Raw genomic sequence first — 21,452 nt, 5'->3', positions numbered from 1 at the left:
GGGCGAATCGCCCGCCTGCCCTATGTCAGGCCGCGTCGACGAGAACCAGTTCGGCATCCTCAAGTGCCGTGACCGAAATGGCATCGAGCCCGGTTATGGCCACGCCGTCGCGGGCATTGGCCTCCACATCGCCGACCCGGATGCGGCCGGTGGCGGGAACCAGGTAGGCGTGACGGCCCGGCGCGGTCTGATACGTCACCGTATCGCCGGCCTTGACGGTGGCGCCCAGAACGCGGGCCTCGGCATTGATCGGCAGCGCGTCCTCGTCGCCGGCCATGCCGCTCGCCAGGGTGACGAAGCGGCCGTTGCGGTCGCCCTTGGGGAACGGACGCGCGCCCCAGCCGGGCTGCTCGCCGCGGCGGTCGGGGATGATCCAGATCTGGAACAGCGTCGTATCCTCGTCCTCGAGATTGAATTCGGAGTGCTGCACCCCGGTGCCCGCGCTCATCACCTGCACGTCGCCGGCGCCGGTGCGGCCGGTGTTGCCCATGCTGTCACGATGCGTGATCGCGCCAGTGCGCACGTAAGTGATGATCTCCATGTCGCGGTGCGGATGGGGCGGAAAGCCCGACTTGGCGGCGATGGTATCGTCGTTCCACACCCGCAGGCGGCCCCAGTTGGTGCGCGCCGGGTCGTGGTAGTCGGCGAAGGAGAAGTGGTGATGCGCATCGAGCCAGCCGTGGTTGGCGGCGCCGAGGCTGTCGAACGGGCGGAGTTCGATCATGGTGGGTACTCCGTGATAGGTTGCGGTCGCAGTGACCGGTTGCCCCCTAACTAAGCCTTGCGCGCCAATCGCATAATTGCGATAAAATCAACCGAGATATTCGGAAAACTTGAATGGTCGATCTCGTTGCGCCCAGCCTCGATCACTTGCGCTGCTTCCTCGCCGTTGTCGAGGAGGGCAGCTTCAATGCCGCTGCCCGCAAGCTCGGGCGTGCCATTTCGGTGGTCAGCTACGCCATCGCGCAACTGGAGGCGCACCTCGACGTGCGCCTGTTCGATCGCGAAGGTTCGCGCCGCCCGACCCTGACCGACGAAGGCCGCGCGCTCCTGTCCGAAGCCCACGCCATCTCGGACGACGTCGACGCGCTGCTCGCCAAAGTCCGCAGCCTGCGCCAGGGGCTGGAGGCGGAGCTGTCGCTGGCGGTCGACGTGATGGTGCCCGGCCCTGTGCTGGCCCGCCTATTGCGCGACTTCCAGGCCCGCTTTCCCAGCGTGCCCCTGCGCCTTCACGTCGAAGCGCTCGGCGCGGTGGCCGCGCTGGTGCTCGAGGGACGCGCGACGCTCGGCATCGCCGGCCCCGATATCCTCGACCTGCCGGAGACCGAGCGCGAGACGATCGGCTCGGTGGAACTCGTCGCCGTCGCCGCGCCGGACCATCCGCTCGCCAGGACCGGCCGCATCGCGCCGGGCGAGGCGCGCAAGCACCTCCAGCTCGTCCTCACCGACCGTTCGCCGCTGACCGAGGGGCGCGACTTCTCGGTGTTCAGCCCGCGCTCGTGGCGGCTGGCGGACCTGGGCGCCAAGCATGCGCTGCTCAAGGAGGGAATCGGCTGGGGCTCGATGCCGCGCCACGTCGTGAAGGGGGATCTCGAATCGGGCGCGCTGGTGGAACTGCACCTGCCCGAGCGACCGGTGATCGACTATGCGCTGGTCGCGCTGTGGCGCAAGGACGCCCCGCCGGGCCCCGCCGCCGTCTGGGTTCTGGACGAGTTGCGCGAACGACTGGCGATCTGTCCTTCGGGCTCTTGAGCGAACCGACGATCTGCCCCACTTAGGGCGCATGACCGCAACCCGCCTGTTCGACCGCGCCCTGATCCGGCTTTCCCCCCGCCCCGATTCGACGGAAAGCGTGGTCGATTTCCTCCAGGGCCTCGTCACTGCCGACGTCGCCAAGGCGCTGCCGGTCTGGGCCGGGCTGCTGACGCCGCAGGGCAAGGCCTTGTTCGACTTCATCGTCTGGCCCGCCGGCCAAGGCCTGCTGCTCGACTGCGAGGCCGAAGTGGCCGACGCACTGGTCAAGCGCCTGTCGATGTACCGCCTGCGCAAGGCGATCGACATCGCCCGCGACGACCATCTCGCCGTGCACTGGCGGCCTCACGTCGGCGACGGCGCCGCTCCCGACCCGCGCCTTCACGCCCTGGGCGAACGCTGGATCGCCGCCGTCGACGCGACCGATCCGGAAGAGGCCGAGCCCGGCGCCGACGCCGCCTGGCGAGCCTATCGCCTGGCGCAGGGCGTGACCGAAGGCCGCGCCGAACTGGGCGATGGCGAGACGCTCTGGCTGGAATGCAACGCGATCGAACTGAACGGCGTGAGCTTCACCAAGGGCTGCTACGTCGGGCAGGAAAACACCGCACGGATGAACTGGCGCGCCAAGGTCAACCGCCGGCTCGTCGTCGTGCCGCTCGCTCGCTCGGACGAGAAGCGCCGCCGCGCCGCCTATCCGGAGCTGGGCCTCGCGGTCGACCACCTGCGGGTGGAAGACATCACGCCGGACCTGATGCCGCACTGGCTCACCGCGGATACCTCGTACCAGGCCTGATCCGGGACGCTGCGACCCCGGCCTCCGCCGGGGTCGCAGACGGTCAGGCCGCGGTGGACTGGCTCATCGTGTCCATCCTCGGACTGGCGCGCCGTTCGAGGTCCGCCACGTAGAGACGCACCGCATATTCCATCGCCCGCGTCACGCTGTAGCGCGAGCGCACTTTGCCGGTATCGCGAAACCCCGCGCTTTCGAGCACGCAGTGCGTCGCCGGGCTGTCGGAGAAGTGGCTGGCGACGAGGCGGCCGTGGCCGAGTGCCCTCGCGTGGCTGACCACCGCACGCAGCGCCTCGCCCGCGAAGCCGCGGCCGCGGTGCGCCCTGGCGATCCAGTAGCCGACCTCGACCTCGCCATCGCCGTGTTCCCGGCCCAGACCGATACCGCCGACGAGCTGCGGCCCGCCCGGCGCCCGCAGGTACATGAAGAAATGGGGCAGGCGCGGATCGCGCGGCCGATCGAGAAAGGCGCGCACCTCCCCGGCCGTCCGCGGCAACGGTGCCACCCCGACATTGCGTTGAATATCTTCCTCCCGGAGCACCTCGACGAGATCGTCAAGGTCTTCCGGCCAGGCGGGCCTCAGGAACAGTCTCTCCGTGCGGATGAACATTACGTGGTTCTCCGTCGTGTTGTTTGGCAATCATGCACACAAGCCGCGACCAATGCACGAAGTTTGCTGCACGCTGATCGTTGGAAGCGACCAAATTTCTGACATCCTTGGATTAACGATGGATGTCAGCCCCCCTACGGCATGTTGCGTAGGAGCGAATCAGCACCGAATCACGCCGCGCGTCGGCGGTTCATGGCATCGTCGCCGTCGCAATCCCCGTCCGATTCGAACCGCACCTCGTACTCGCGCGAAGGGCTGGCGAAGCCGCGGCCCTGGCTGAAGCGCTCGGCCACACGGCCGGTCCGGCGGAAGCCGACCTTCTCGAGGACTCGGCCCGAAGCCGCGTTATCGACGAAGTGGTGGGCGACGACGCGGTGGTGCCCCAGCGCATGGGCCAGCCCCAGCACGGCACGGGCTGCCTCGGTGGCATAGCCCTGTCCCCATTCGCCGCGTGCGATCCAGTAGCCCAGGTTGACCTCGCCATCGAGCAGCGAGATCCCGCAGCCGCCGATCAGGCGCGCGCCATCCGGTCCCGGCAAGGTCACCAGGAAGCGTGGCAGCAGATGGTCCTGCGGCTTGGCGACGAAGGCCTGCGCATCCTGCGCGCCATAGGGCCAGGGGACATGGGCGAGATTGCGCACGACCGTCTCGTCGGCGATCGTCGCCAGGAGGTCCTGCCAGTCCTCCGCCCAGCCCGGACGCAGGAACAGCCTTTCGCTGCGAATGAACATCGTCGTCTCTCCATCCGCCCCGCCGGCCGCTTAGCGGATCGGCGTGACAATGCGATTACGCAAGATTGCGTCATGATGGCCCCTTGCGGCGGCCACGGTGCATCGAGGGAGAAACGGAAAAAGGGAGACGGGCTTGTGGCCCTCTCCCTCGTTCTGCCGCGCCTGTCTAAAGGCGCGGCGGGGGCCATCCCGTCAGGATGGCCCTATGCAAGACCATCCGATTATTCGGCGGCTTCCGCGAGCTGCGCGTCGACCGACACGTACTTGCGGCCCTGCTTGCCGTCGTGGAAGCGCACGCGGCCTTCGGCCAGTGCGAACAGGGTGTGGTCCTTGCCGATGCCGACGTTCACGCCGGGGTATACGCGGGTGCCGCGCTGGCGGATGATGATGTTGCCGCCGATCACTTCCTGACCGCCGAACTTCTTCACGCCGAGACGGCGGCCAGCGGAGTCGCGACCGTTACGCGACGAACCGCCTGCTTTCTTATGTGCCATTTCTGGTTACTCCGAAAATCTGGGTCAGCCGACGGACACGATGCGCAGCAGGGTGAGCTGCTGGCGGTGGCCGTTCTTGCGACGGTAGTTGTGACGGCGGCGCTTCTTGAACACCACGACCTTCTCGCTCTTGGCCTGCGCGATGATCTCGGCAGCGACCGTGAGGTTCGCGATGTCCGCGACCTCGCCGTCCTTGCCGGCCAGAAGAATGTCACCCAGGGTGATCTTGTCACCGGCTTCACCAGCCAGCTTCTCGACCGCGATCTTGTCTCCGGCGGCAACCCGGTATTGCTTGCCGCCCGTGCGCACAACTGCGAACATGGTGCCCTTACCTAATATCAAAGTGCCCGAAACGAGCCGAAACTGAACATGTCCCGGCCGCTCTGATCCCGGGGGATCGTGAGCCTTTCGGGCGACGTGCCGACCGCCCCGCTTGGCGCGGGGTGCCGGAAAGAGAGGGTGCCGTTAGGGGATGCACCGATTCGTGTCAACCGGATTGCAGTGGAGCCCTTCGGCCCGGCTTGCCCCCACGCCTGCGACGCCCGCTCCCGCGCCTGCGACCACGAAAGCCCCTCCCGCTGGCGAACCAGCATGCTATGGCATCCCCATGACCCGCGCGAAAGCCCGTTTCCTTGCCCTGCTGCTTCCTTTCGGCATGGCTGCCTGTTCCACCTCCGGTGCCTACCCCTCGCTCGCCCAGCGCGATGTCGAGCGAATCAGCGGCTCCGCCTCACCCGCGCAAGGGGATGCGTCTCCCGGCGTTCCCGCCCTGCCCCCGGCCAGCGCCGATCTCGTCACCCGGCTCCAGGGGCTGGTGAAGGTCGCCCAGGCGGCGGACCGCCAGTTCCAGTCCAGCCGTGCCGCCACCGAACGCACGGTCGCGGCGGCGGGCGGTGTCGGCACCGATTCGTGGAGTTCAGCAAGCGTCGCGCTGGCGAAGCTCGAATCGAGCCGCTCCAGCGGCATGGGCGCCCTCGCCGACCTCGACGTCCTCTACGCCGACGCCCGCGACAAGGCGCCGCTCGAGGAATCGCCCAGCGTCACCGCGATCGCGGCCGCGCGTTCCGAGGTCGCCGCTCTGCTCGATGCGCAGGACGCAGTGATCGCCGGCCTCTCCGCCCGCCTCAAGGGCTGAGCGGGCATAGGAAAAGTCCCACCCCCTCGCGAGGGTGGGACTCTCCGAACGTCCTGCAGGTTCCGCCCGAAAGCCCCCCGGCCCGGGCGGGCCGTCAGGTGAAGGCGACGATGATCGCGACCGCCAGACCCCAGCCCAGGATCAGCACGGGAAGCGTGAGCACCTGGACGGCCGCTTGATTGGCCGTGAGCCTTCCGCTCAGAGTATCGATGCCGCGTGTGGCGAACTGGCCCCAGCTCAGCGGGGCGGTATCGTTGTCGGGCTTCATTCGCGTCCAGTAACCCGCCAGCCCGAAGGCGATCAGGACGAAGCCGACGAAGATGACCGTCGGGATCGCCAGCTCCGGGTTCATGAACACCGAGGCCATGACGCCGATGAACGCAAGATAGAGACCCACCGTGGCGACGTAGAGCGCGGTCGGCAGTCCGAAGTTGCGATCGACCCTGGTCCGTACCGGCATGGCGGTGACGACGGCGCGGGCCTCGAGTTCCTGCTGGGTAAGATGCTGGGACATGACGCTGATCTCCTTGGGTGATCAGCCTTTGCGCCGGTTGCGCGCGCGATTCGTTGATCCGCGTCAAATCAGGCGAATTTGCCTACGGTCCCGGGTCAAGTCCGGGACGATGGTTGCGCCCAGCGGGCGATGTCCGCGAAGTCCTGCGCGCGCGGTTCGATCCAGCGCCACTCCCCGGCGAGCTTCTCGCGCTTCCAGAACCACGATTCGCTCTTGAGGTGGTCCATCGCGAAATCGGCGGCGGCGAAGGCGTCGCGGCGGTGGCGGGCAGCGGCGGCGACGAGGACGATCGGATCGGCAGGCTCCATCACGCCGCTGCGGTGGATCACCAGCAGGCCGTCGAGCACCCAGCGCGCCCGCACGCGCGTGGCGAGGTCCTGCATCGCCGGCAGCGTCAGTGGATCGTAGTGCCGAAGCTCCAGCGCCTCCACTCCGCCTCCTTCGCGCACTTGCCCGAGGAAGCTGACCACGCCGCCCGCCTGCGGGTGCGCGGCGGTGAAGGCGCGCAGCTCCCCGGCCGGGTCGAAGGCCTGCGTCAGCAGGCGGACGTCGGACATCTCAGCCGCCCGAGACAGGGGGTAGGAAGGCGATCTCGTCGCCGTCCGCCACCACGAGCCCACGCTTGTCGGCGACCAGCGCGCCGTTGAGCGCGACTTTCACCTTCTCGCCATCGACGGCGGCGGCCAGCTCGGCGGAATGCCGGTCGCCCAGCCAGCCCAGCACGCCGGTCCAGTCCAGCGGCGCGCTGGCCGCCAGGTCCTCGAACGGCAGCCCCGCCAGCTCCTCGAGCCGGCCCAGGAACACCAGTCTCGCCTTCATGTCAGCCACCCGTCATCGACATGTGGCGCGGCAGCGCCGGAGCCGCCCCGCGGGTGTCGATGGCGAAGTTGTGGCGCGCGGGCTTGATGCGCATCGCCAGGTCGAGCGCTTCGGTCAGTGCCGCCTGCGGATCGGCCGAGCGCAAGGCGGCGCGCAAGTCGACCTGCTCGTGGCCGCCGAGGCAGGCGTAGAGCTGGCCGGTGGCGGTGACGCGGATGCGGTTGCAGCCCTCGCAGAAATTGTTGGTCAACGGGGTGATGAGGCCCAGCCGCCCGCCCGTTTCGGCCCCCGTCGATCCGATCACGTCCCAGTAGCGCGCCGGCCCGCCGGTGCGGTGGCCGCTGGGCGTCAGGGTCCAGCGCCGCGCGAGGTCCTCCTGCACCGCGACGAGCGGCAGGTAGTGGTCGATGCGATCTTCCTCGACCTCGCCGAGCGGCATGACCTCGATCAGCGTCGCCTCGAAACCCTGGCCGTGGGCCCAGGCTACGAGGTCGGCTATCTCGTGCTCGTTCACGCCCTTGAGCGCGACGGTGTTGAGCTTGACCTTGAGGCCCGCCGCCCTGGCCGCCGCCAGCCCTTCGAGCACTTGCGGCAGCGAATCGCGATGGGTGAGCCGCGCGAAGCCCGCGCGGTCGAGCGTGTCGAGCGAGACGTTGATGCGCCTCACCCCCGCCGCGTAAAGCGGCTCGGCGAACTCGGAAAGGCGAGTGCCGTTGGTGGTGAGGGTCAGTTCCTCGAGATGACCGTTGCCGTCGTCCGCGCCGATCCGGCGGCCCAGCGCCTGAACCAGTTCGATCATGTCGCGCCGCACCAGCGGCTCGCCGCCGGTCAGGCGGATCCTGGTGATGCCCCGCGCGATGAAGCCGAGCGCGAGGTCATGCATCTCGTCGAGGGTCAACACGTCCTTCCTGGGCAGGAAGGTCATGCGCTCGGGCATGCAGTAGGCACAGCGCAAGTCGCAACGGTCGGTGACCGACAGGCGCAGATACGTGATCCGGCGCTGGAACTGGTCGACGAGAGGCGCGGGCGTGCTCATGTGCAGGGATATAGCACTCCGCTTGCCCCGGTTCCATCCAGTGGCAGCAATTGCCCGGTGACCCCTCCGGCACCCCCCAGCCAGCGCGAGGCGGCGGCGATCGCCTCGGCCTCGTCGCTTTCCACCGCATTGATCCGCGACGGCGCGAAACGGCGGGCGAGGCCCTGCACGGCGGCAAGGCGCCAGGTGCGATGGTCGTGGCCGGCCGGAAGGAATACCAGCGTCAGCGGGTCGGCGCCGGCGAGCAGCGTCGCCTCGATCGATGGCAGCAGGCGGGCATGGAAATCGGCCGCCGCCTCGAGCGCATCTCCGGAAAGTGGCCCGAGGTGCAGCAGTTCGCTCGCCGCCCCGCCCGTCACCGGCGTTCCCGCGAAAGGGTCATGCCGATCTGCTCGTTCGCCTCGCTGAGCGCGAGCTTGACGATCTTGACCTTGACGGCCTCGACCCGCTCGTCCTGCAGGAACAGGGTCTCGCAGACGTGGTCGGCCACGGCCTCGATGAGCTTGAAGTGGACCCCTGCCGGCAGCGCCTCGGAAGCGGCGAACTTGAGGTCCATGTAGTTCTTGCTCGCCGCCAGCGGCGTGTCGGGGGCATAGTGGTCCGCAGGCTTGAGCCGCACCGAAATGGTGAAGCGCAGCGGCTGCGGCTTGCCGGTCTCCTCCGAGTAGATGCCGGTGAGGACATCCTGCTCGAAGTCGGCAATTTCAAGGGTCAGCGAATCGGCCATGGGTGTGCCCTTTAGAGTAAGATCGATCCGTCGTCCCGGACTTGATCCGGGATCGTGGGCGGCTCTTCAGGCGCGCCTCATCGGCTGGGCGTTTCAACCGAAAGCTCCGCCTCGAGGGCTGCCCACGGTCCCGGATCAAGTCCGGGACGACGTTATTGCGGGTTCGACCAGCGCGCGAAGATCGCGGTGGGCAGCAGGCGGCCCTCTCGCCCCTCGGCGCCGTCCTCGCGCACGGCTAGGTCGCCGTGCTCGATGGTGCCGGGAAGGTCGGCGAAGAGTTCGTCCATCAGCCCCGCCAGCGCCAGCGACGACATGCGCACGGCATAGACGGTGAGGAACAGGAAGCGGCTCTGGGCATCCAGAAGGCGGCGGCAGTCGGCCAGCAGCGCGGGAAGGTTCTCCTCCAGCCGCCAGGTCTCTCCGGTGGGACCGCGCCCGAACTTGGGGGGATCGAGGATGATGCCGTCGTAGCGCTTGCCGCGCCGGACCTCGCGCGCGGTGAACTTGGCGGCGTCGTCGATCATCCAGCGCACGGGCCGCGATTCGAGCCCCGCCAGCGCGGCGTTCTCGCGCGCCTGGGCGACGGACTTCTTGGACGCGTCGACGTGGGTGACGGGACCATGCGCGGAGAGCGCCAGGGTGCCGACGCCGGTGTAGCCGAACAGGTTGAGCGTGGAGGCATCCTCGCGCCCCGCCAGCATCCCGCGCATCCAGTCCCATACCGGAGCCATGTCCGGGAAGAAGCCGAGGTGGCGGAACGGCGTGCACTGTGCGGTATAGCGCACTTCGTTCCACGCCAGCGACCAGCCGTCGCGCGGCACGGTCTTCTCGAACTGCCAGCGACCGCCGCCGTCCTCGTCGGAACCGGGGACGAACTCGCCGTGAGCGTCCCACTCGCCGTCGTTCACGCGCGGGCTCCACATCGCCTGCGGCTCGGGACGCACGAAGCGGTAGGGGCCGTAGCGCTCCAGCTTGCGACCGTTCCCCGAATCGACGAGGCCATAGTCCGCCCAGCCCTCGCCCGCGAGGATCAGCGGCTGGGGAGCTAGCCTTGCCATCAGACTTTCGGGCTGGCGTGCTGCGCCACGAAGTCGACCACCGCCTCGAACGTGCCAGGCAGCGTCTCGCACTTCTCCTCGCGTTCGAACAGATCGCCCACGCGCGCGGGCAGGCCCGGGCGATGGCCGGTGGCGCGCTCGACGGCTTCGGGGAACTTGGCCGGGTGCGCCGTCGCCAGCGTCACCACCGGAATGCCCGCGTCGATGCCCGCACCGCGCGCTACAAAGAGGCCGCAGGCGGTGTGCGGGTCGATCAGTTCGCCGCAGCTTTCCCAGGCCCAGCGGATGGTCGAGGCCATCTCGTCGGCGTCGGTGCTGGCCGACTGGAACAGCGCGGCGGCGCCTTCCCGCTGGGCGTTGGTGAGCTGCATCGCCCTGGTCGCCTCGAAGCCGGCCATCTGCTCGGCCAGCGCCTTGCCGTCGCGGCCGCCGAGGTCGAACAGCAGGCGCTCGAAGTTGGACGAGACCTGGATGTCCATCGACGGCGCGGCGGTCGGCGTCACCGTGCCTTGCGAGTAGTCACCGTTGGCGAGCGCACGGTGGAGGATGTCGTTGACATTGGTGGCGACGATCAGCTTCTCGATCGGCAGGCCCATCTGCGCGGCGACGTAGCCGGCGAAGACATCCCCGAAGTTGCCTGTCGGCACCGAGAAGGCGACCTTGCGGTGCGGCGCGCCCAGTTGCAGCCCGGCCGCGAAGTAATAGACCACCTGCGCCATCAGGCGCGCCCAGTTGATCGAATTCACCGCGCCGATGGCGAAGCGGTCGGTCATGCCCTGATCGTTGAACACGCGCTTCACGATCGCCTGGGCGTCGTCGAAATTGGCGTGCTCCAGCGCGATGTTGTGGACGTTGGGCGCCAGCACCGTGGTCATCTGCCGACGCTGCACGTCGGACACGCGGCCCTTGGGGTGCAGCATGAAGATGTCGACCTTGGCGCGGCCCGCCACCGCGTCGATCGCCGCCGAGCCGGTATCGCCCGAGGTCGCGCCGACGATCGTGAGGTTGCGGTCGGACCGGCCGAGGAACTCCTCGAACAGCAGCCCCAGCAGTTGCAGCGCCACGTCCTTGAACGCCAGCGTCGGGCCGTGGAACAGCTCCAGCACCCAATGCTGTTCGTCGAGCTGCCGGAGCGGGGTGACGGCGTTGTGCGCGAAGCGGCCGTAGGCTTGGCGGGTCAGTTCGAGCAGGCGCTCTTCGGACAGGCTTCCCGCGACGAACGGGGCCATGACTTTGGCCGCCAGCTCAGCATAGGGCAGGCCGGCCATCGCGGCGATCTCGTCCGCCGAGAAGCGGGGCCATTCGCGCGGCACGTAGAGGCCGCCGTCCGATGCGAGGCCGGCGAGCGTCGCGCCTTCGAAGTCGAGCGCCGGTGCGCTGCCGCGGGTGCTGATGTAGTCCATGGGAAAGCGCGGTTAGCGATGGCGCGGGACAAATGCAATCGAGGACACCCCTTTCTACATGCGCCGACGCAGGGCGATGCCGTAGATCACCAGCGCCGTGCCTGCGAAGAGGAACCACTGGACCGCGTAGGAGAAGTGATTGTTGGGCAGTTCGGCCGGATCGGGCATCGCATTGGCTTCCAGCCCTTCGAGCGGCGGGTCGGCCACCAGCCGCGGGCCGGGCGCAATGATGCCGGTCACGGCGCCGCCCTTCCAGTTCGGCGTGACGAGGGGTTGCAGCGACCAGCCCAGCACAACGCGCGCCGACCCTCCGCCGGGGAGCATGCACTGCACGGTCTGGGCGACACCGGATTGTCCCGAAGCATTGCGCCCGGCGATGCTGCTGCGCGCGCCGGTGGTGGCGCATTCGAGGCGGGCGCGGCGGTAGAGCAGGTCTTCACCGACGCCCGCGCTCGTCCATTCGACCGGCACGGGATTGCCCTTTGCCGCCGCGTAGTGCGCGAGCAGCGCTTCTTTCTGGTGCAACCGGCGCAGTTGCCAGAACCCCAGCGCGACCATGAGGCCGACGGCGGCGAGGACGACGATGGTGGCGAGGACGGGGATGCGGCGCATCGGGGTTCCAGCGCTTGGAGGATGTGAAAAGGGCAGCCGAAGCGGTCTTCGGCTGCCCTTGTCGCAACGTTCGGGATGGTCGATCAGTGCGTCGGGTAGCCCCAGCCACCCCAGATGTAGACGGCCACGAAGAGGAACAGCCACACCACGTCGACGAAGTGCCAGTACCAGGCTGCGGCCTCGAAGCCGAAGTGCTGGCGCGGCGTGAAGTCGCCCTTGTAGGCGCGCACGAGGCACACGACCAGCATGATGGTGCCGACGATGACGTGGAAGCCATGGAACCCGGTCGCCATGTAGAAGGCCGAACCGTAGGTGTTGCCGCCGAAGCCGAACGGCGCGTGCAGGTACTCGTAGCCCTGGATGAACGAGAACAGCACGCCCAGCAGCACCGTGGCCCACAGGCCCTTCTTGAGGCCGTCGCGGTCACCGTGGATCAGCGCGTGGTGCGCCCAGGTGACGGTGGTGCCCGAACACAGCAGGATCAAGGTGTTGAGCAAAGGCAGCGCGAAGGGGTCCATGACCGCTTCGATGGCCTTGGGCGGCCACTGCCCGGCGACCGTCTCGGCCAGTTCCGAGGGGAACAGCGAGAAGTCGAAGAAAGCCCAGAACCAGCCGACGAAGAACATCACTTCCGAAGCGATGAACAGGATCATGCCGTAGCGCTGGTGCAGTTGCACGACCGGCGTGTGATCGCCCGCATGGGCTTCGTGGATGATCTTGGAGAACCACATGAACATCGAGGCGAGCAGGATCGCCATGCCGGCCCAGGGCACGAACTTGCCGCCGGGCATGTCGTGCATGAACAGGACCATGCCGGAAGTGAACGTGAAGGCGCCCACGGTGGTCGCCAGCGGCGCGATGTCCGGCGGAAGGATATGGTAATCGTGGTTCTTCGTGCCTGCCATGGTGCCTTCGTCCCCGTTCATCCAATCTGTATGCCGTTTTGCGCCCACGCTTTGAGCGGATTATCGCGCAAACGGTTCCCGTGCCGGCCTTAACCGGCCGGCCCGGTTCGGTCCAGTGTCTTTGCATCGACCGCGGAGTTGTCCTTGGTCGACGTGACGTGGAATGTGTAGCTCAAGGTGATCTGCTGGACGTCCTTGTTGTCAGGATCGTCGAGAATCGCCGGGTCGATGTAATAGAGCACCGGCATGCGGACTTCCTCGCCGGGCTTCAGCGTCTGTTCGGTGAAGCAGAAGCACTGGATCTTGTTGAAGTAGCGCGCTGCCTGCTCGGGTTCGACATTGAAGCTGGCGGTGCCGGTCACGGTCTTGTCCGAGGTGTTCTTGGCCCAGAACAGCGCCATGTCGCGCACCCCGATCGAGACGGTGTCGGTGTGCTGCAGCGGCTTGAACTGCCAGGGCATTCCGCGCTCGACGTTGGCGTCGAAGCGGATCGAGATCGTGTGGCCGCTGTCCTTGATCGTGGCGGCCTCGGCCTCGTCGGCGCGACGGGTGGTGCCGCCAAAGCCGGTCGCCTCGCAGAACATTCGGTAGAGCGGCACCGAGGCGTAGCCCAGCCCCAGCATCGCGAGCGCGGCCGACAGCGCCGTGAGCCCGACCTTGCGGTTGCGGGCCCGGCGCCCCGGCTGGAGTTCGGCCGCCGTCGTCACCATCGTCAGCTCATCTTGGCGATCGAGATGAAGAAGATCAGCACGACGAACGCCGCGAGCCCGAGGGCCAGCACGCGGTTGCGGCTGCGGCGGATCTGCTCGACGGTCTGTGGCTGGCGGGGTTCGGGCATCGAGATTCCGATCAGAAAGCGATGAAGCGGTCGGCGACGAGGGCCGCGAACAGCGCGAAGAGGTAGAGCACCGAGTAGGCGAAGAGCTGCTTTTCCGGCTTCATCGCATCGTCGGGGCCGGTCCGCTCGCGCAGGCCTACGCGGACGGATAGCGCCAGGAAAACGGTCGAGAGCACCAGCGCCGAGACGCCGTAGATCGCACCGGCATGCTCCTTGCCCGGCAGCCACCAGGGCAGTGCGCTGAGCGGCAGCAGCAGGACGGCATAGGCGAGGATCTGGCGACGGGTCGAACGCTCGCCCTTGACCACCGGCATCATCGGGATGCCGACCTTGGCGTATTCGGTCTTCACGAAGAGCGCCAGCGCCCAGAAATGCGGCGGGGTCCAGAAGAAGATGATCGCGAACAGCACCACCGGCATCGCCGAGACCTGGCCCGTCGCCGCGACCCAGCCGATCAGCGGCGGGAAGGCCCCGGCGCCGCCACCGATGACGATGTTCTGCGGAGTGCGCGGCTTGAGCCAGATCGTATAGACGACCGCGTAGTAGACGATCGAGATCGCCAGGATCGCCGCCGCCAGCCAGCTGATCGCAAAGCCCATCAGGAAGACCGAGGCGGCGCAGAGCACGCCCGCGAAGTCGCGCGCGGTGGTGCGGTCCAGCCGGCCCTGCGGGAGCGGGCGCTGCGCGGTGCGCTTCATGCCGGCGTCGAGGTCGGCCTCCCACCACTGGTTGAGCGCGGCGGCGCCGCCTGCGCCCATGGCGATGCACAGGATCGCGGTGAAGCCGAGGACGGGGTGGATCGGCTCGGGCGCGGCGAGCAGACCGCACAGGCCGGTGAAGATCACCAGGCTCATCACACGCGGCTTGGTCAGCGCGAAGAGGTCGCGCCAGTCGGCCGGCATGGGCGTAGCGGTGGGAGAGGGACTCGTCGGGATCATGGTGGTGCCCTTACACCCGAGGGGGCCGAGAGGCGAGGCCCGACGCGAAACGTCGTCCCGGGCTCGCCGCGGGACCGTGGGCCGTGTCCAGAAGGGGCTCCGCGTCGGAGCCGCCCCGATGGAGAGCGGCCCCGATCGAGAGCGATCGCCTGAAGACTGTCCCGCGGTCCCGGATCAGATCCGGGACGATGCTAGTTTCATCAGTGGTGGACGGTATCGCCGATGACGGGAAGCGTCTCGAACTGGTGGAACGGCGGCGGGCTGGTGAGCGTCCACTCAAGCGTGGTCGCGCCTTCGCCCCAGTAGTTGTCTTGCGCCTTCTTGCCGGCGGCATAGGCGTAGATGATGTTGATGAACCACACCACCAGGCTGGTCGCCATCACCATGTAGCCGATCGTGGCGATATGGTTCCAGTACTCGTAGGCCTCGGCGTAGTCCGGGTAGCGCCGCGGCATGCCCTGGAGACCCAGGAAGTGCATCGGGAAGAAGATCATGTTCACGCCGATGAAGAAGATCACGAAGTGGACATGGGCCAGGAATTCCGAGTGCATCTTGCCGCTCATCTTCGGGAACCAGTAGTAGAACCCGGCGAAGAGCGCGGTCACCGCACCCAGCGACAGCACGTAGTGGAAGTGCGCCACGACGTAGTAGGTGTCGTGCATCACGTCGTCGACGCCGCCGTTCGCCAGCACGACGCCGGTGACGCCGCCCACGGTGAACAGGAAGATGAAGCCGATCGCCCAGACCATCGGCGACTTGAACTCCACCGAGCCGCCCCACATCGTCGCGATCCACGAGAAGATCTTGATGCCGGTGGGCACCGCGATGACCATGGTGGCGGCGGTGAAGTACATCTTGGTGTTCACCGAAAGGCCGGTGGCATACATGTGGTGCGCCCACACGATGAAGCCGACCACGCCGATGGCGACCATCGCGTAGGCCATGCCGAGGTAGCCGAACACCGGCTTCTTCGAGAAGGTCGAGACGATCTGCGAGATGATGCCGAAGCCCGGCAGGATCATGATGTAGACTTCGGGGTGGCCGAAGAACCAGAACAGGTGCTGGTACAGGATCGGATCGCCACCGCCCGAGGGGTCGAAGAAGGTGGTGCCGAAGTTGCGGTCGGTCAGCAGCATGGTGATCGCGGCGGCGAGGACCGGCAGCGAGAGCAGCAGCAGGAAGGCGGTGACGAGCATCGACCACACGAACAGCGGCATCTTGTGCAGGGTCATGCCCGGCGCGCGCATGTTGAGAATGGTGGTGATGAAGTTGATCGCGCCCATGATCGAGCCGGCGCCGGCAAGGTGCAGCGAGAAGATGCCGAAGTCGACCGCCGGCCCGGGCGAGCCACTGGTCGAGAGCGGGGCGTAGACCGTCCAGCCGGTGCCGGCGCCGTTGCCGGTGCCGCCCGGCACGAAGGCCGAGCACAGCAGCGACAGGAAGCCCGCGACCGTCAGCCAGAACGAGATGTTGTTCATGCGCGGGAAGGCCATGTCCGGCGCGCCGATCATCAGCGGCACGAACCAGTTGCCGAAACCGCCGATCATGGCCGGCATGACCATGAAGAACACCATGATGAGGCCGTGCGCGGTGATGAGCACGTTCCAGGTGTGCAGCGTGGTGTTGAAGTCCGGGTTCACCGCGCCGAACCAGCGGGCGAAGGTATCGAGGTACTGGATGCCCGGGTGGGCAAGCTCGACGCGCATCATGCCCGAGAAGGCGCCACCGACGATCCCCGCGATGATCGCGAAGATCAGGTACATCGTGCCGATGTCCTTGTGGTTGGTGGACATGAACCAGCGGGCGAAGAACGCCGGCTTGTGGTCATGCGCGTGGTCATGTCCGTGCCCGTCGCCGTGGGCCTGGAAGTGGTCAGCGGTGGTTGCCATGGTCTGGACCCTGTCCTGGAATTTTGTGTTATTCGGCTTCGGCGGTCGCATCGGCGGCCGGCGCTGCTTCGGAAGCGTCGGCTGCCGGGGCGGCGGGTGCCGCGGCGGCTGCCGGCTTCTTCTTGCCGGTGTCGATGGTGCCGCCGGCGTGGGTCAGGACCCAGGCGTTGTACTTGTCGCGCGGCAGGGCCTCGACCGCGATCGGCATGTAGCCGTGCTTGGCCCCGCACAGTTCGGAGCACTGGCCGTAATAGACGCCCGGCTTCTCGACCACGAGGACCTTCTCGTTGATGCGGCCGGGCACGGCGTCGAGCTTGAACCACAGCGAGGGGACCGCGAACGAGTGGATCACGTCGGCCGCGGTGATCTGCAGGCGAATCGGTTCACCCACGGGCACGACCATGCGGTTGTCCACCTCGAGGTGCGAGGGGCCGTCCCAGGGCTTGGAACCGACTTCGCGCACGCCGTTGTTGATGGTCGGCTGGCCGGGGATGTTGAGCATGTTCGAGATGACCTCGAAGTCGCCGTTATCCGGGTAGCCGTAGGTCCAGAACCACTGGTTGCCGGTGACCTTGATGGTCAGCGCGCCTTCGGGGGCGGGCTTGTACTGCTTGGCGATGAGGTCGATCGAGGGGACCGCGATGCCGATCAGGATCAGGACCGGCACCAGCGTCCACACCACTTCGAGCAGGGTGTTGTGGCTGGTCTTCGAGGCGACCGGGTTGCGGCGGCGGTTGAAGCGCACCGCGATGAGCGCCAGCAGGATCAGCACCAGCACGCAGATCGCGGTGATGATCGGCATCAGGATGATGTCGTGGATCCACTCGCCATATTCGCCGGTCTTGGAGAACTGGGTCTGCAGGCCGAGGGCGCCGTCGATCGGCATGCCGATGCCTTCGACCGGCTTCATCGGGACGTAGCTCCCGGCGCCGGAGGCCAGCGCGGCCCCTTCGGCGGCGCCGGTGGCGATGGGGGAAGGTGCGGCCGGCGCGGAAGAAGCGGCCGCGCCCTGCGCAAAAGCGGGAACACTGGCGGCCAGGAAGGCAGCGACGGACAGCCCGAGGCCCCCGATTCCCTGCCTCAGGCCATGAATAGTTTTGCCGAATGTCATGGTTTTTTGCGCTTCCACTTCCTTCGAACGCGCAGCCGGTTCTACCCGTCTTGCGCGCACCCCTGTTATGGAGGCTGTCGCCCCCTTTGACCGGGCGTATACGCGCGCTTGCCGCGTGTCTCAAGCGCCTCTAGGGGAAATTTTGACGCAAGGCGCACCGAACAGCGCCAGATCACCGTAAATCGCACCAGAGGTATCGTCCCTAATGCTCGAAGAAGAGGTCCTAGCCGAGTTCCGTGCCAGCAAGGCATTGCTGGAAGGGCACTTCCTGCTCTCCTCCGGCCGCCACAGCGCGCACTATCTGCAATGCGCGCGAGTACTGATGAATCCCGACCGCGCCGCGCGCCTTGCAGTGGCCATCGCCGCCAAGCTGCCACACGATATCCGCAAGCAGATCGACAAGGTCGTCTCGCCCGCGATGGGCGGCGTCATCATCGGCCAGGAGATGGGCCGGGCGCTGCAGGTGGACGCAATGTTCGTCGAACGGCCCACCGGCACGTTCGAGCTGCGCCGCGGCTTCGCGCTGGAGCCGGGCGACAAGGTGCTGATGGTCGAGGACGTGGTGACCACGGGCCTGTCCAGCCGCGAGGCGATTAAGGCCATCGAGGAAGCCGGCGGCAAGGTCATCGCCGCGGTCTCGCTGGTCGACCGTTCGGCCGGATCGGTGGACCTGGGCGTGCCGTTCTTCCCGCTCGTGGCGCTGAACTTCCCGACTTACGCGCCCGACGAACTGCCGCCCGAACTGGCCGCGCGTCCCGCCGTCAAGCCCGGCAGCCGGGCGCAGGCGTAATGGCGTGAGCAGCGTTCACAACCCGGCCCGGCTGAGACTCGGCGTCAACATCGACCACGTCGCGACGATCCGCAACGCGCGCGGCGGCGAGCATCCCGACCCGGCACGCGCCGCCCAGATCGTGGCGCAGGCGGGCGGCGACGGCATCACCGTGCACTTGCGGGAGGATCGCCGCCACATCCGCGACGAGGACCTGTTCCGCGTCGCGGAGGCGACCGGGTTGCCGATCAACCTCGAGATGGCCGCGACCGACGAGATGCTGGAAATCGCCCTGCGGCATGGTCCCCACGCCGCCTGCATCGTGCCCGAGCGGCGCGAGGAGCGCACGACCGAGGGCGGCCTCGACGCTGCCGGCCAGCACAACCGGCTGGCACCGATCGTCTCGCGCCTGACCGAGGCCGGCATCCGCGTCAGCCTGTTCATCGCCCCCGAGCCGCGCCAGATCGAGGCGGCGATGAAGCTGGGCGCGCCGGTGGTGGAGTTCCACACCGGCGAATATGCCCACGCCACCGGCGAGCAGGTCCAGCACGAGCTGCGCCGCATCGCCGACATGGCCGCGCTCGCCGCCAAGAACGGCATCGAGCCGCACGCCGGGCACGGGCTCACCTACGAGAACGTCCAGCCGATCGCGGCGATTCCGCAACTGGCGGAACTCAACATCGGACACTACCTCATCGGCGAGGCGATCTTCTGCGGGCTGGAAGCCAGCGTGAAGCGGATGCGCATGCTGATGGACGAGGTGCGGTGATGGCGATGGCACGGGCCCGCCCCGAAACGGGGAAGATGGCATGATAATCGGCCTGGGCTCGGACTTGTGCAACATCGAGCGAATCCAGAATTCGCTCGACCGCTTCGGCGACCGCTTCCTCAACCGTGTCTTCACCGAGGTGGAGCGGGCCAAGGCGGCACGCCGGCCCCACACGGTCGCGGGAACGCTGGCCAAGCGCTTCGCCGCCAAGGAGGCTTTCTCCAAGGCGGTCGGAACCGGCTTCAAGGCCGGCGTGTTCATGAAGGACATCGGCGTCGTCAACGCCCGCTCCGGAGCGCCCACGCTGGCACTGACCGGCGGGGCCAGGGCGCGGTTCGATTCTCTGATTCCCGAGGGACACGAAGGCATCGTTCACCTGACGCTCACCGACGACCATCCATGGGCACAGGCCTTCGTCATCATCGAAGCGCGCCCGCTTGCCCCAGCGCCCGCCAGCGCCTGAAGCCGAGTTTCAGCCCCGCATGACCGACCATACCGCCCCAGCGGCCCCGCATTCCTTCTCGCCCGGGCCTTCCTCGTCGGGGCCCTCCTCTTCCGGGAATGCTCAACCGGCGCGTCCCGCCACCAACTGGGCGCAGGAACTGCGCGGCCTCGTGCTGATGCTGCTCGGCGTGCTGGCGTTCCACTCGTTCATCGCCAAGCCGTTCTACATCCCGTCGATCTCGATGATGCCGGGGCTGCTGGTGGGCGACCGGCTGGTGGTGTCCAAGTATCCCTACGGCTGGAACTGGTCGTCGCTCAGCTTCCACCTGCTGCCGCGCTCGACCTGGCGGATTCTGGGCCAGACCCCGCAATATGGCGACATCGTCATCGTCGTGCCGCGCAACCGCAAGGCCGACCTCATCAAGCGCGTGGTCGCCCTGCCCGGAGACCGCATCGCGGTGATCGACGGCCGCATCCGCCTCAACGGCAAGTTCATCCCGCGCGAGATCGAGCCGCCGGTGCAGATCGCCGCCGACGATTCGCTGACGTGCGAGGGCCAAGAACCCGGCCACTGCTACGACGGCTTCGACCAGTACCGCACCCGCCTGCCCTCGGGCCGCGAGGTCTACGAATTGCCGACCTACCGGGAAACCCTGCCCAACGGCGCGAGTTACCAGGTGATCGACTATATCGATCAGGACCTCGACAACTATGGGGAGATCACGGTGCCCGAAGGCCACGTCTTCCTGATGGGCGACGATCGCGACCGTTCCGCTGACAGCCGCGCGCCGTTCTACGTGAACGCGCGGGGCGAGGGCGACGGCGGCCTCGGCGGCCCCGTGCCGCTCTCCGACATCGGCGGGCGGGCGGAGTTCATCACCTTCTCGCTCGACGGCACCCAGAGCTGGAACCCGCTGACGTGGTGGAGTGCGATGCGTGACGGCCGCGCCTTCACCAGCCTGAGGCCGCGCATCGATCCCGCCCAGGCTTCCCGCTGATGGCCACCGGTGCCGGGGAGGGCGAGCAGCCCGAAGAAGCCCTCCCCCGTCGCGCCGGGCCGACCGACATCGCCGATCCGCTGATCCGGCACGAGGCGCGCAAGGCCTTCGTATGGATCGGCATGGCCGCGCTCTTCGCACTGGGCGTGTTCCTGTCGCAATCGCTGCTGGTGATCTTCGGCGGCGTGGTGCTGGCCACCCTGATCGACGGCGGCGCCCGGGTCGTCGGCCGGGTACTGCCCATTCCCCGAGGCTGGCGTGTGGCGCTCGTGCTGCTCACGTCGCTGCTGTTCGTGTTCTGGCTCGGCAAGTTCGCCGGCAGCCAGATCACCCAGCAGGCGGCGGAGCTTCCCGACACCATAGAGAGCCAGTTCCACCGCGCCCTCGCCTGGCTCCAGCGCCACGGCATGGAAGTGCGCGTGCGCGACGTGCGCTCGATCGCGCAGGAAGCCATGGGTGGCATAAGCCAGGTGACGGCGGCGCTGGGGGGACTGTTCGGCGCAGTGACCACGCTGTTCCTGATCCTGGTGCTCGGCATCTACATGGCCATGGAGCCACGCCTCTATCGCCGCGGCGTCGGCTGGATGCTGCCTGTCGATCGTCGCGAACATTTCGAGGCGACCTCCCAGGTCATGGGCCGCGCGCTGCGCCGCCTGCTGCTCGGCCGGGTCATCGGCATGACCGTAGAGGGCATATTCACGTGGTTCATGCTGCAGTTCTACGGTGTGCCGATGGCGGCGCTGCTGGGCCTCATCACTGGCCTGCTCGCCTTCCTTCCCAACATCGGCGCGCCGATCTCGGGCGCGATCATGATCCTCGTGGGTTTTTCGGTCAGCGCCCAGATGGGGCTCTACACGGTCTTCGTCTACGTCCTCATCCACCTGATCGACGGCTATCTCATCGCGCCCTACATCGCCCGCAAGACGGTGGACCTGCCGCCCGCGCTGGTCTTGGCGGCGCAGCTCGTCATGGGCGTGCTGTTCGGCCTGCTCGGTCTCGCCCTCGCCGATCCGCTGGTGGCGATGATAAAGATCTGGCTCGAACGCGAAGCCGCGCGCAACGGTGGCCAGCCTGCCGCCGACGTCGAGAAGCTGGAGAACGCCTGAGGTC

28 protein-coding genes are annotated in these 21,452 nt (G+C 67.6%); 8 read left to right on the top strand and 20 right to left on the bottom strand.

Features of this window, described 5'->3' with window-relative positions; translation table 11 throughout:
- Window positions 1–25: 25 nt before the first annotated feature.
- Window positions 26–724, bottom strand: a complete 699-nt coding sequence (locus ACFFDA_RS24400; RefSeq protein WP_404479849.1) for a pirin family protein — start codon at window positions 722–724, stop codon at window positions 26–28.
- Between the two features lie 113 nt (window positions 725–837).
- Between ACFFDA_RS24400 and ACFFDA_RS24395 the strand changes: the two genes are divergently transcribed.
- Together ACFFDA_RS24395 and ACFFDA_RS24390 are read left to right on the top strand one after the other, a co-directional pair.
- The gene (locus ACFFDA_RS24395; RefSeq protein WP_404479848.1) at window positions 838–1,752 is read left to right on the top strand and encodes a LysR family transcriptional regulator; all 915 of its coding nucleotides are present in this window, start codon (window positions 838–840) and stop codon (window positions 1,750–1,752) included.
- Between the two features lie 31 nt (window positions 1,753–1,783).
- Complete coding sequence (locus ACFFDA_RS24390; protein ID WP_404479847.1) at window positions 1,784–2,545, top strand: YgfZ/GcvT domain-containing protein; 762 nt, start codon at window positions 1,784–1,786, stop codon at window positions 2,543–2,545.
- A gap of 43 nt (window positions 2,546–2,588) precedes the next feature.
- Here ACFFDA_RS24390 and ACFFDA_RS24385 read toward each other — a convergent pair whose 3' ends face one another.
- From ACFFDA_RS24385 to rplU, 4 genes are all read right to left on the bottom strand, one after another.
- On the bottom strand, window positions 2,589–3,152 hold the full coding sequence (locus ACFFDA_RS24385; RefSeq protein ID WP_404479846.1) for a GNAT family N-acetyltransferase: 564 nt from the start codon (window positions 3,150–3,152) through the stop codon (window positions 2,589–2,591).
- A gap of 170 nt (window positions 3,153–3,322) precedes the next feature.
- Window positions 3,323–3,883: a GNAT family N-acetyltransferase gene (locus ACFFDA_RS24380; RefSeq protein WP_404479845.1), complete on the bottom strand. Its 561-nt coding sequence runs from the start codon at window positions 3,881–3,883 to the stop codon at window positions 3,323–3,325.
- 221 nt (window positions 3,884–4,104) lie between these two features.
- Window positions 4,105–4,377: a 50S ribosomal protein L27 gene (gene rpmA / locus ACFFDA_RS24375; protein WP_404479844.1), complete on the bottom strand. Its 273-nt coding sequence runs from the start codon at window positions 4,375–4,377 to the stop codon at window positions 4,105–4,107.
- Window positions 4,378–4,401: 24 nt separating this feature from the next.
- Complete coding sequence (rplU, locus tag ACFFDA_RS24370) at window positions 4,402–4,698, bottom strand: 50S ribosomal protein L21 (protein ID WP_007685436.1); 297 nt, start codon at window positions 4,696–4,698, stop codon at window positions 4,402–4,404.
- A 286-nt stretch (window positions 4,699–4,984) separates the two neighbouring features.
- Between rplU and ACFFDA_RS24365 the strand changes: the two genes are divergently transcribed.
- Window positions 4,985–5,512, top strand: coding sequence for a hypothetical protein (locus tag ACFFDA_RS24365; RefSeq protein WP_404479843.1), 528 nt, complete (start codon window positions 4,985–4,987; stop codon window positions 5,510–5,512).
- Window positions 5,513–5,606: 94 nt separating this feature from the next.
- On the opposite strand, the gene ACFFDA_RS24360 is transcribed toward ACFFDA_RS24365, so the two are convergent.
- From ACFFDA_RS24360 to coxB, 15 genes are all read right to left on the bottom strand, one after another.
- On the bottom strand, window positions 5,607–6,026 hold the full coding sequence (locus ACFFDA_RS24360; RefSeq protein WP_404479842.1) for a hypothetical protein: 420 nt from the start codon (window positions 6,024–6,026) through the stop codon (window positions 5,607–5,609).
- Between the two features lie 95 nt (window positions 6,027–6,121).
- Complete coding sequence (locus ACFFDA_RS24355; protein WP_404479841.1) at window positions 6,122–6,583, bottom strand: molybdenum cofactor biosynthesis protein MoaE; 462 nt, start codon at window positions 6,581–6,583, stop codon at window positions 6,122–6,124.
- A 1-nt stretch (window position 6,584) separates the two neighbouring features.
- On the bottom strand, window positions 6,585–6,845 hold the full coding sequence (locus ACFFDA_RS24350; protein WP_404479840.1) for a MoaD/ThiS family protein: 261 nt from the start codon (window positions 6,843–6,845) through the stop codon (window positions 6,585–6,587).
- Window position 6,846: 1 nt separating this feature from the next.
- Entirely contained in the window at window positions 6,847–7,881 is a 1,035-nt protein-coding gene (gene moaA / locus ACFFDA_RS24345; RefSeq protein WP_404479839.1) for a GTP 3',8-cyclase MoaA, read from the bottom strand.
- Entirely contained in the window at window positions 7,878–8,240 is a 363-nt protein-coding gene (locus ACFFDA_RS24340; RefSeq protein WP_404479838.1) for a Rossmann fold domain-containing protein, read from the bottom strand. The genes moaA and ACFFDA_RS24340 overlap by 4 nt, the downstream gene beginning before the upstream one ends.
- A complete protein-coding gene (locus ACFFDA_RS24335) occupies window positions 8,237–8,608 on the bottom strand; it encodes a dihydroneopterin aldolase (protein ID WP_404479837.1) in 372 nt (123 codons plus the stop codon). Before ACFFDA_RS24335 ends, ACFFDA_RS24340 begins: the two co-directional genes overlap by 4 nt.
- Before the next feature lie 152 nt (window positions 8,609–8,760).
- Entirely contained in the window at window positions 8,761–9,666 is a 906-nt protein-coding gene (locus tag ACFFDA_RS24330) for a class I SAM-dependent methyltransferase (RefSeq protein ID WP_404479836.1), read from the bottom strand.
- A complete protein-coding gene (gene thrC / locus ACFFDA_RS24325; protein WP_404479835.1) occupies window positions 9,666–11,069 on the bottom strand; it encodes a threonine synthase in 1,404 nt (467 codons plus the stop codon). Before thrC ends, ACFFDA_RS24330 begins: the two co-directional genes overlap by 1 nt.
- A gap of 54 nt (window positions 11,070–11,123) precedes the next feature.
- The gene (locus ACFFDA_RS24320; protein WP_404479834.1) at window positions 11,124–11,681 is read right to left on the bottom strand and encodes an SURF1 family cytochrome oxidase biogenesis protein; all 558 of its coding nucleotides are present in this window, start codon (window positions 11,679–11,681) and stop codon (window positions 11,124–11,126) included.
- An 83-nt stretch (window positions 11,682–11,764) separates the two neighbouring features.
- Window positions 11,765–12,586, bottom strand: coding sequence for a cytochrome c oxidase subunit 3 (locus ACFFDA_RS24315; RefSeq protein ID WP_404482868.1), 822 nt, complete (start codon window positions 12,584–12,586; stop codon window positions 11,765–11,767).
- Between the two features lie 89 nt (window positions 12,587–12,675).
- A complete protein-coding gene (locus ACFFDA_RS24310) occupies window positions 12,676–13,296 on the bottom strand; it encodes a cytochrome c oxidase assembly protein (protein ID WP_404479833.1) in 621 nt (206 codons plus the stop codon).
- Between the two features lie 2 nt (window positions 13,297–13,298).
- A complete protein-coding gene (locus ACFFDA_RS24305) occupies window positions 13,299–13,424 on the bottom strand; it encodes a hypothetical protein (RefSeq protein ID WP_404479831.1) in 126 nt (41 codons plus the stop codon).
- Window positions 13,425–13,435: 11 nt separating this feature from the next.
- Window positions 13,436–14,362, bottom strand: a complete 927-nt coding sequence (locus ACFFDA_RS24300) for a heme o synthase (protein ID WP_404479830.1) — start codon at window positions 14,360–14,362, stop codon at window positions 13,436–13,438.
- A 200-nt stretch (window positions 14,363–14,562) separates the two neighbouring features.
- Window positions 14,563–16,251 (bottom strand): cytochrome c oxidase subunit I, encoded by a 1,689-nt coding sequence (gene ctaD, locus ACFFDA_RS24295; protein ID WP_404479829.1) that lies wholly within the window; start codon window positions 16,249–16,251, stop codon window positions 14,563–14,565.
- 28 nt (window positions 16,252–16,279) lie between these two features.
- On the bottom strand, window positions 16,280–17,362 hold the full coding sequence (gene coxB, locus ACFFDA_RS24290; RefSeq protein WP_404479828.1) for a cytochrome c oxidase subunit II: 1,083 nt from the start codon (window positions 17,360–17,362) through the stop codon (window positions 16,280–16,282).
- A gap of 205 nt (window positions 17,363–17,567) precedes the next feature.
- Between coxB and pyrE the strand changes: the two genes are divergently transcribed.
- From pyrE to ACFFDA_RS24265, 5 genes are read left to right on the top strand one after another with little or no spacing between them, the layout of a single operon-like run.
- Complete coding sequence (pyrE, locus tag ACFFDA_RS24285; RefSeq protein ID WP_404479827.1) at window positions 17,568–18,152, top strand: orotate phosphoribosyltransferase; 585 nt, start codon at window positions 17,568–17,570, stop codon at window positions 18,150–18,152.
- A 4-nt stretch (window positions 18,153–18,156) separates the two neighbouring features.
- A complete protein-coding gene (locus ACFFDA_RS24280; protein ID WP_404479826.1) occupies window positions 18,157–18,900 on the top strand; it encodes a pyridoxine 5'-phosphate synthase in 744 nt (247 codons plus the stop codon).
- A gap of 40 nt (window positions 18,901–18,940) precedes the next feature.
- Window positions 18,941–19,363, top strand: coding sequence for a holo-ACP synthase (acpS, locus tag ACFFDA_RS24275; RefSeq protein ID WP_404479825.1), 423 nt, complete (start codon window positions 18,941–18,943; stop codon window positions 19,361–19,363).
- 19 nt (window positions 19,364–19,382) lie between these two features.
- Entirely contained in the window at window positions 19,383–20,342 is a 960-nt protein-coding gene (gene lepB, locus ACFFDA_RS24270; RefSeq protein WP_404479824.1) for a signal peptidase I, read from the top strand.
- On the top strand, window positions 20,342–21,448 hold the full coding sequence (locus ACFFDA_RS24265; RefSeq protein WP_404479823.1) for an AI-2E family transporter: 1,107 nt from the start codon (window positions 20,342–20,344) through the stop codon (window positions 21,446–21,448). The genes lepB and ACFFDA_RS24265 overlap by 1 nt, the downstream gene beginning before the upstream one ends.
- Window positions 21,449–21,452: the final 4 nt, after the last annotated feature.

It is taken from the genome of Novosphingobium sp. BL-52-GroH (genome assembly GCF_044813085.1).
Taxonomy (GTDB): domain Bacteria; phylum Pseudomonadota; class Alphaproteobacteria; order Sphingomonadales; family Sphingomonadaceae; genus Novosphingobium.
This window is presented reverse-complemented; position numbering and strand designations above follow the sequence as displayed.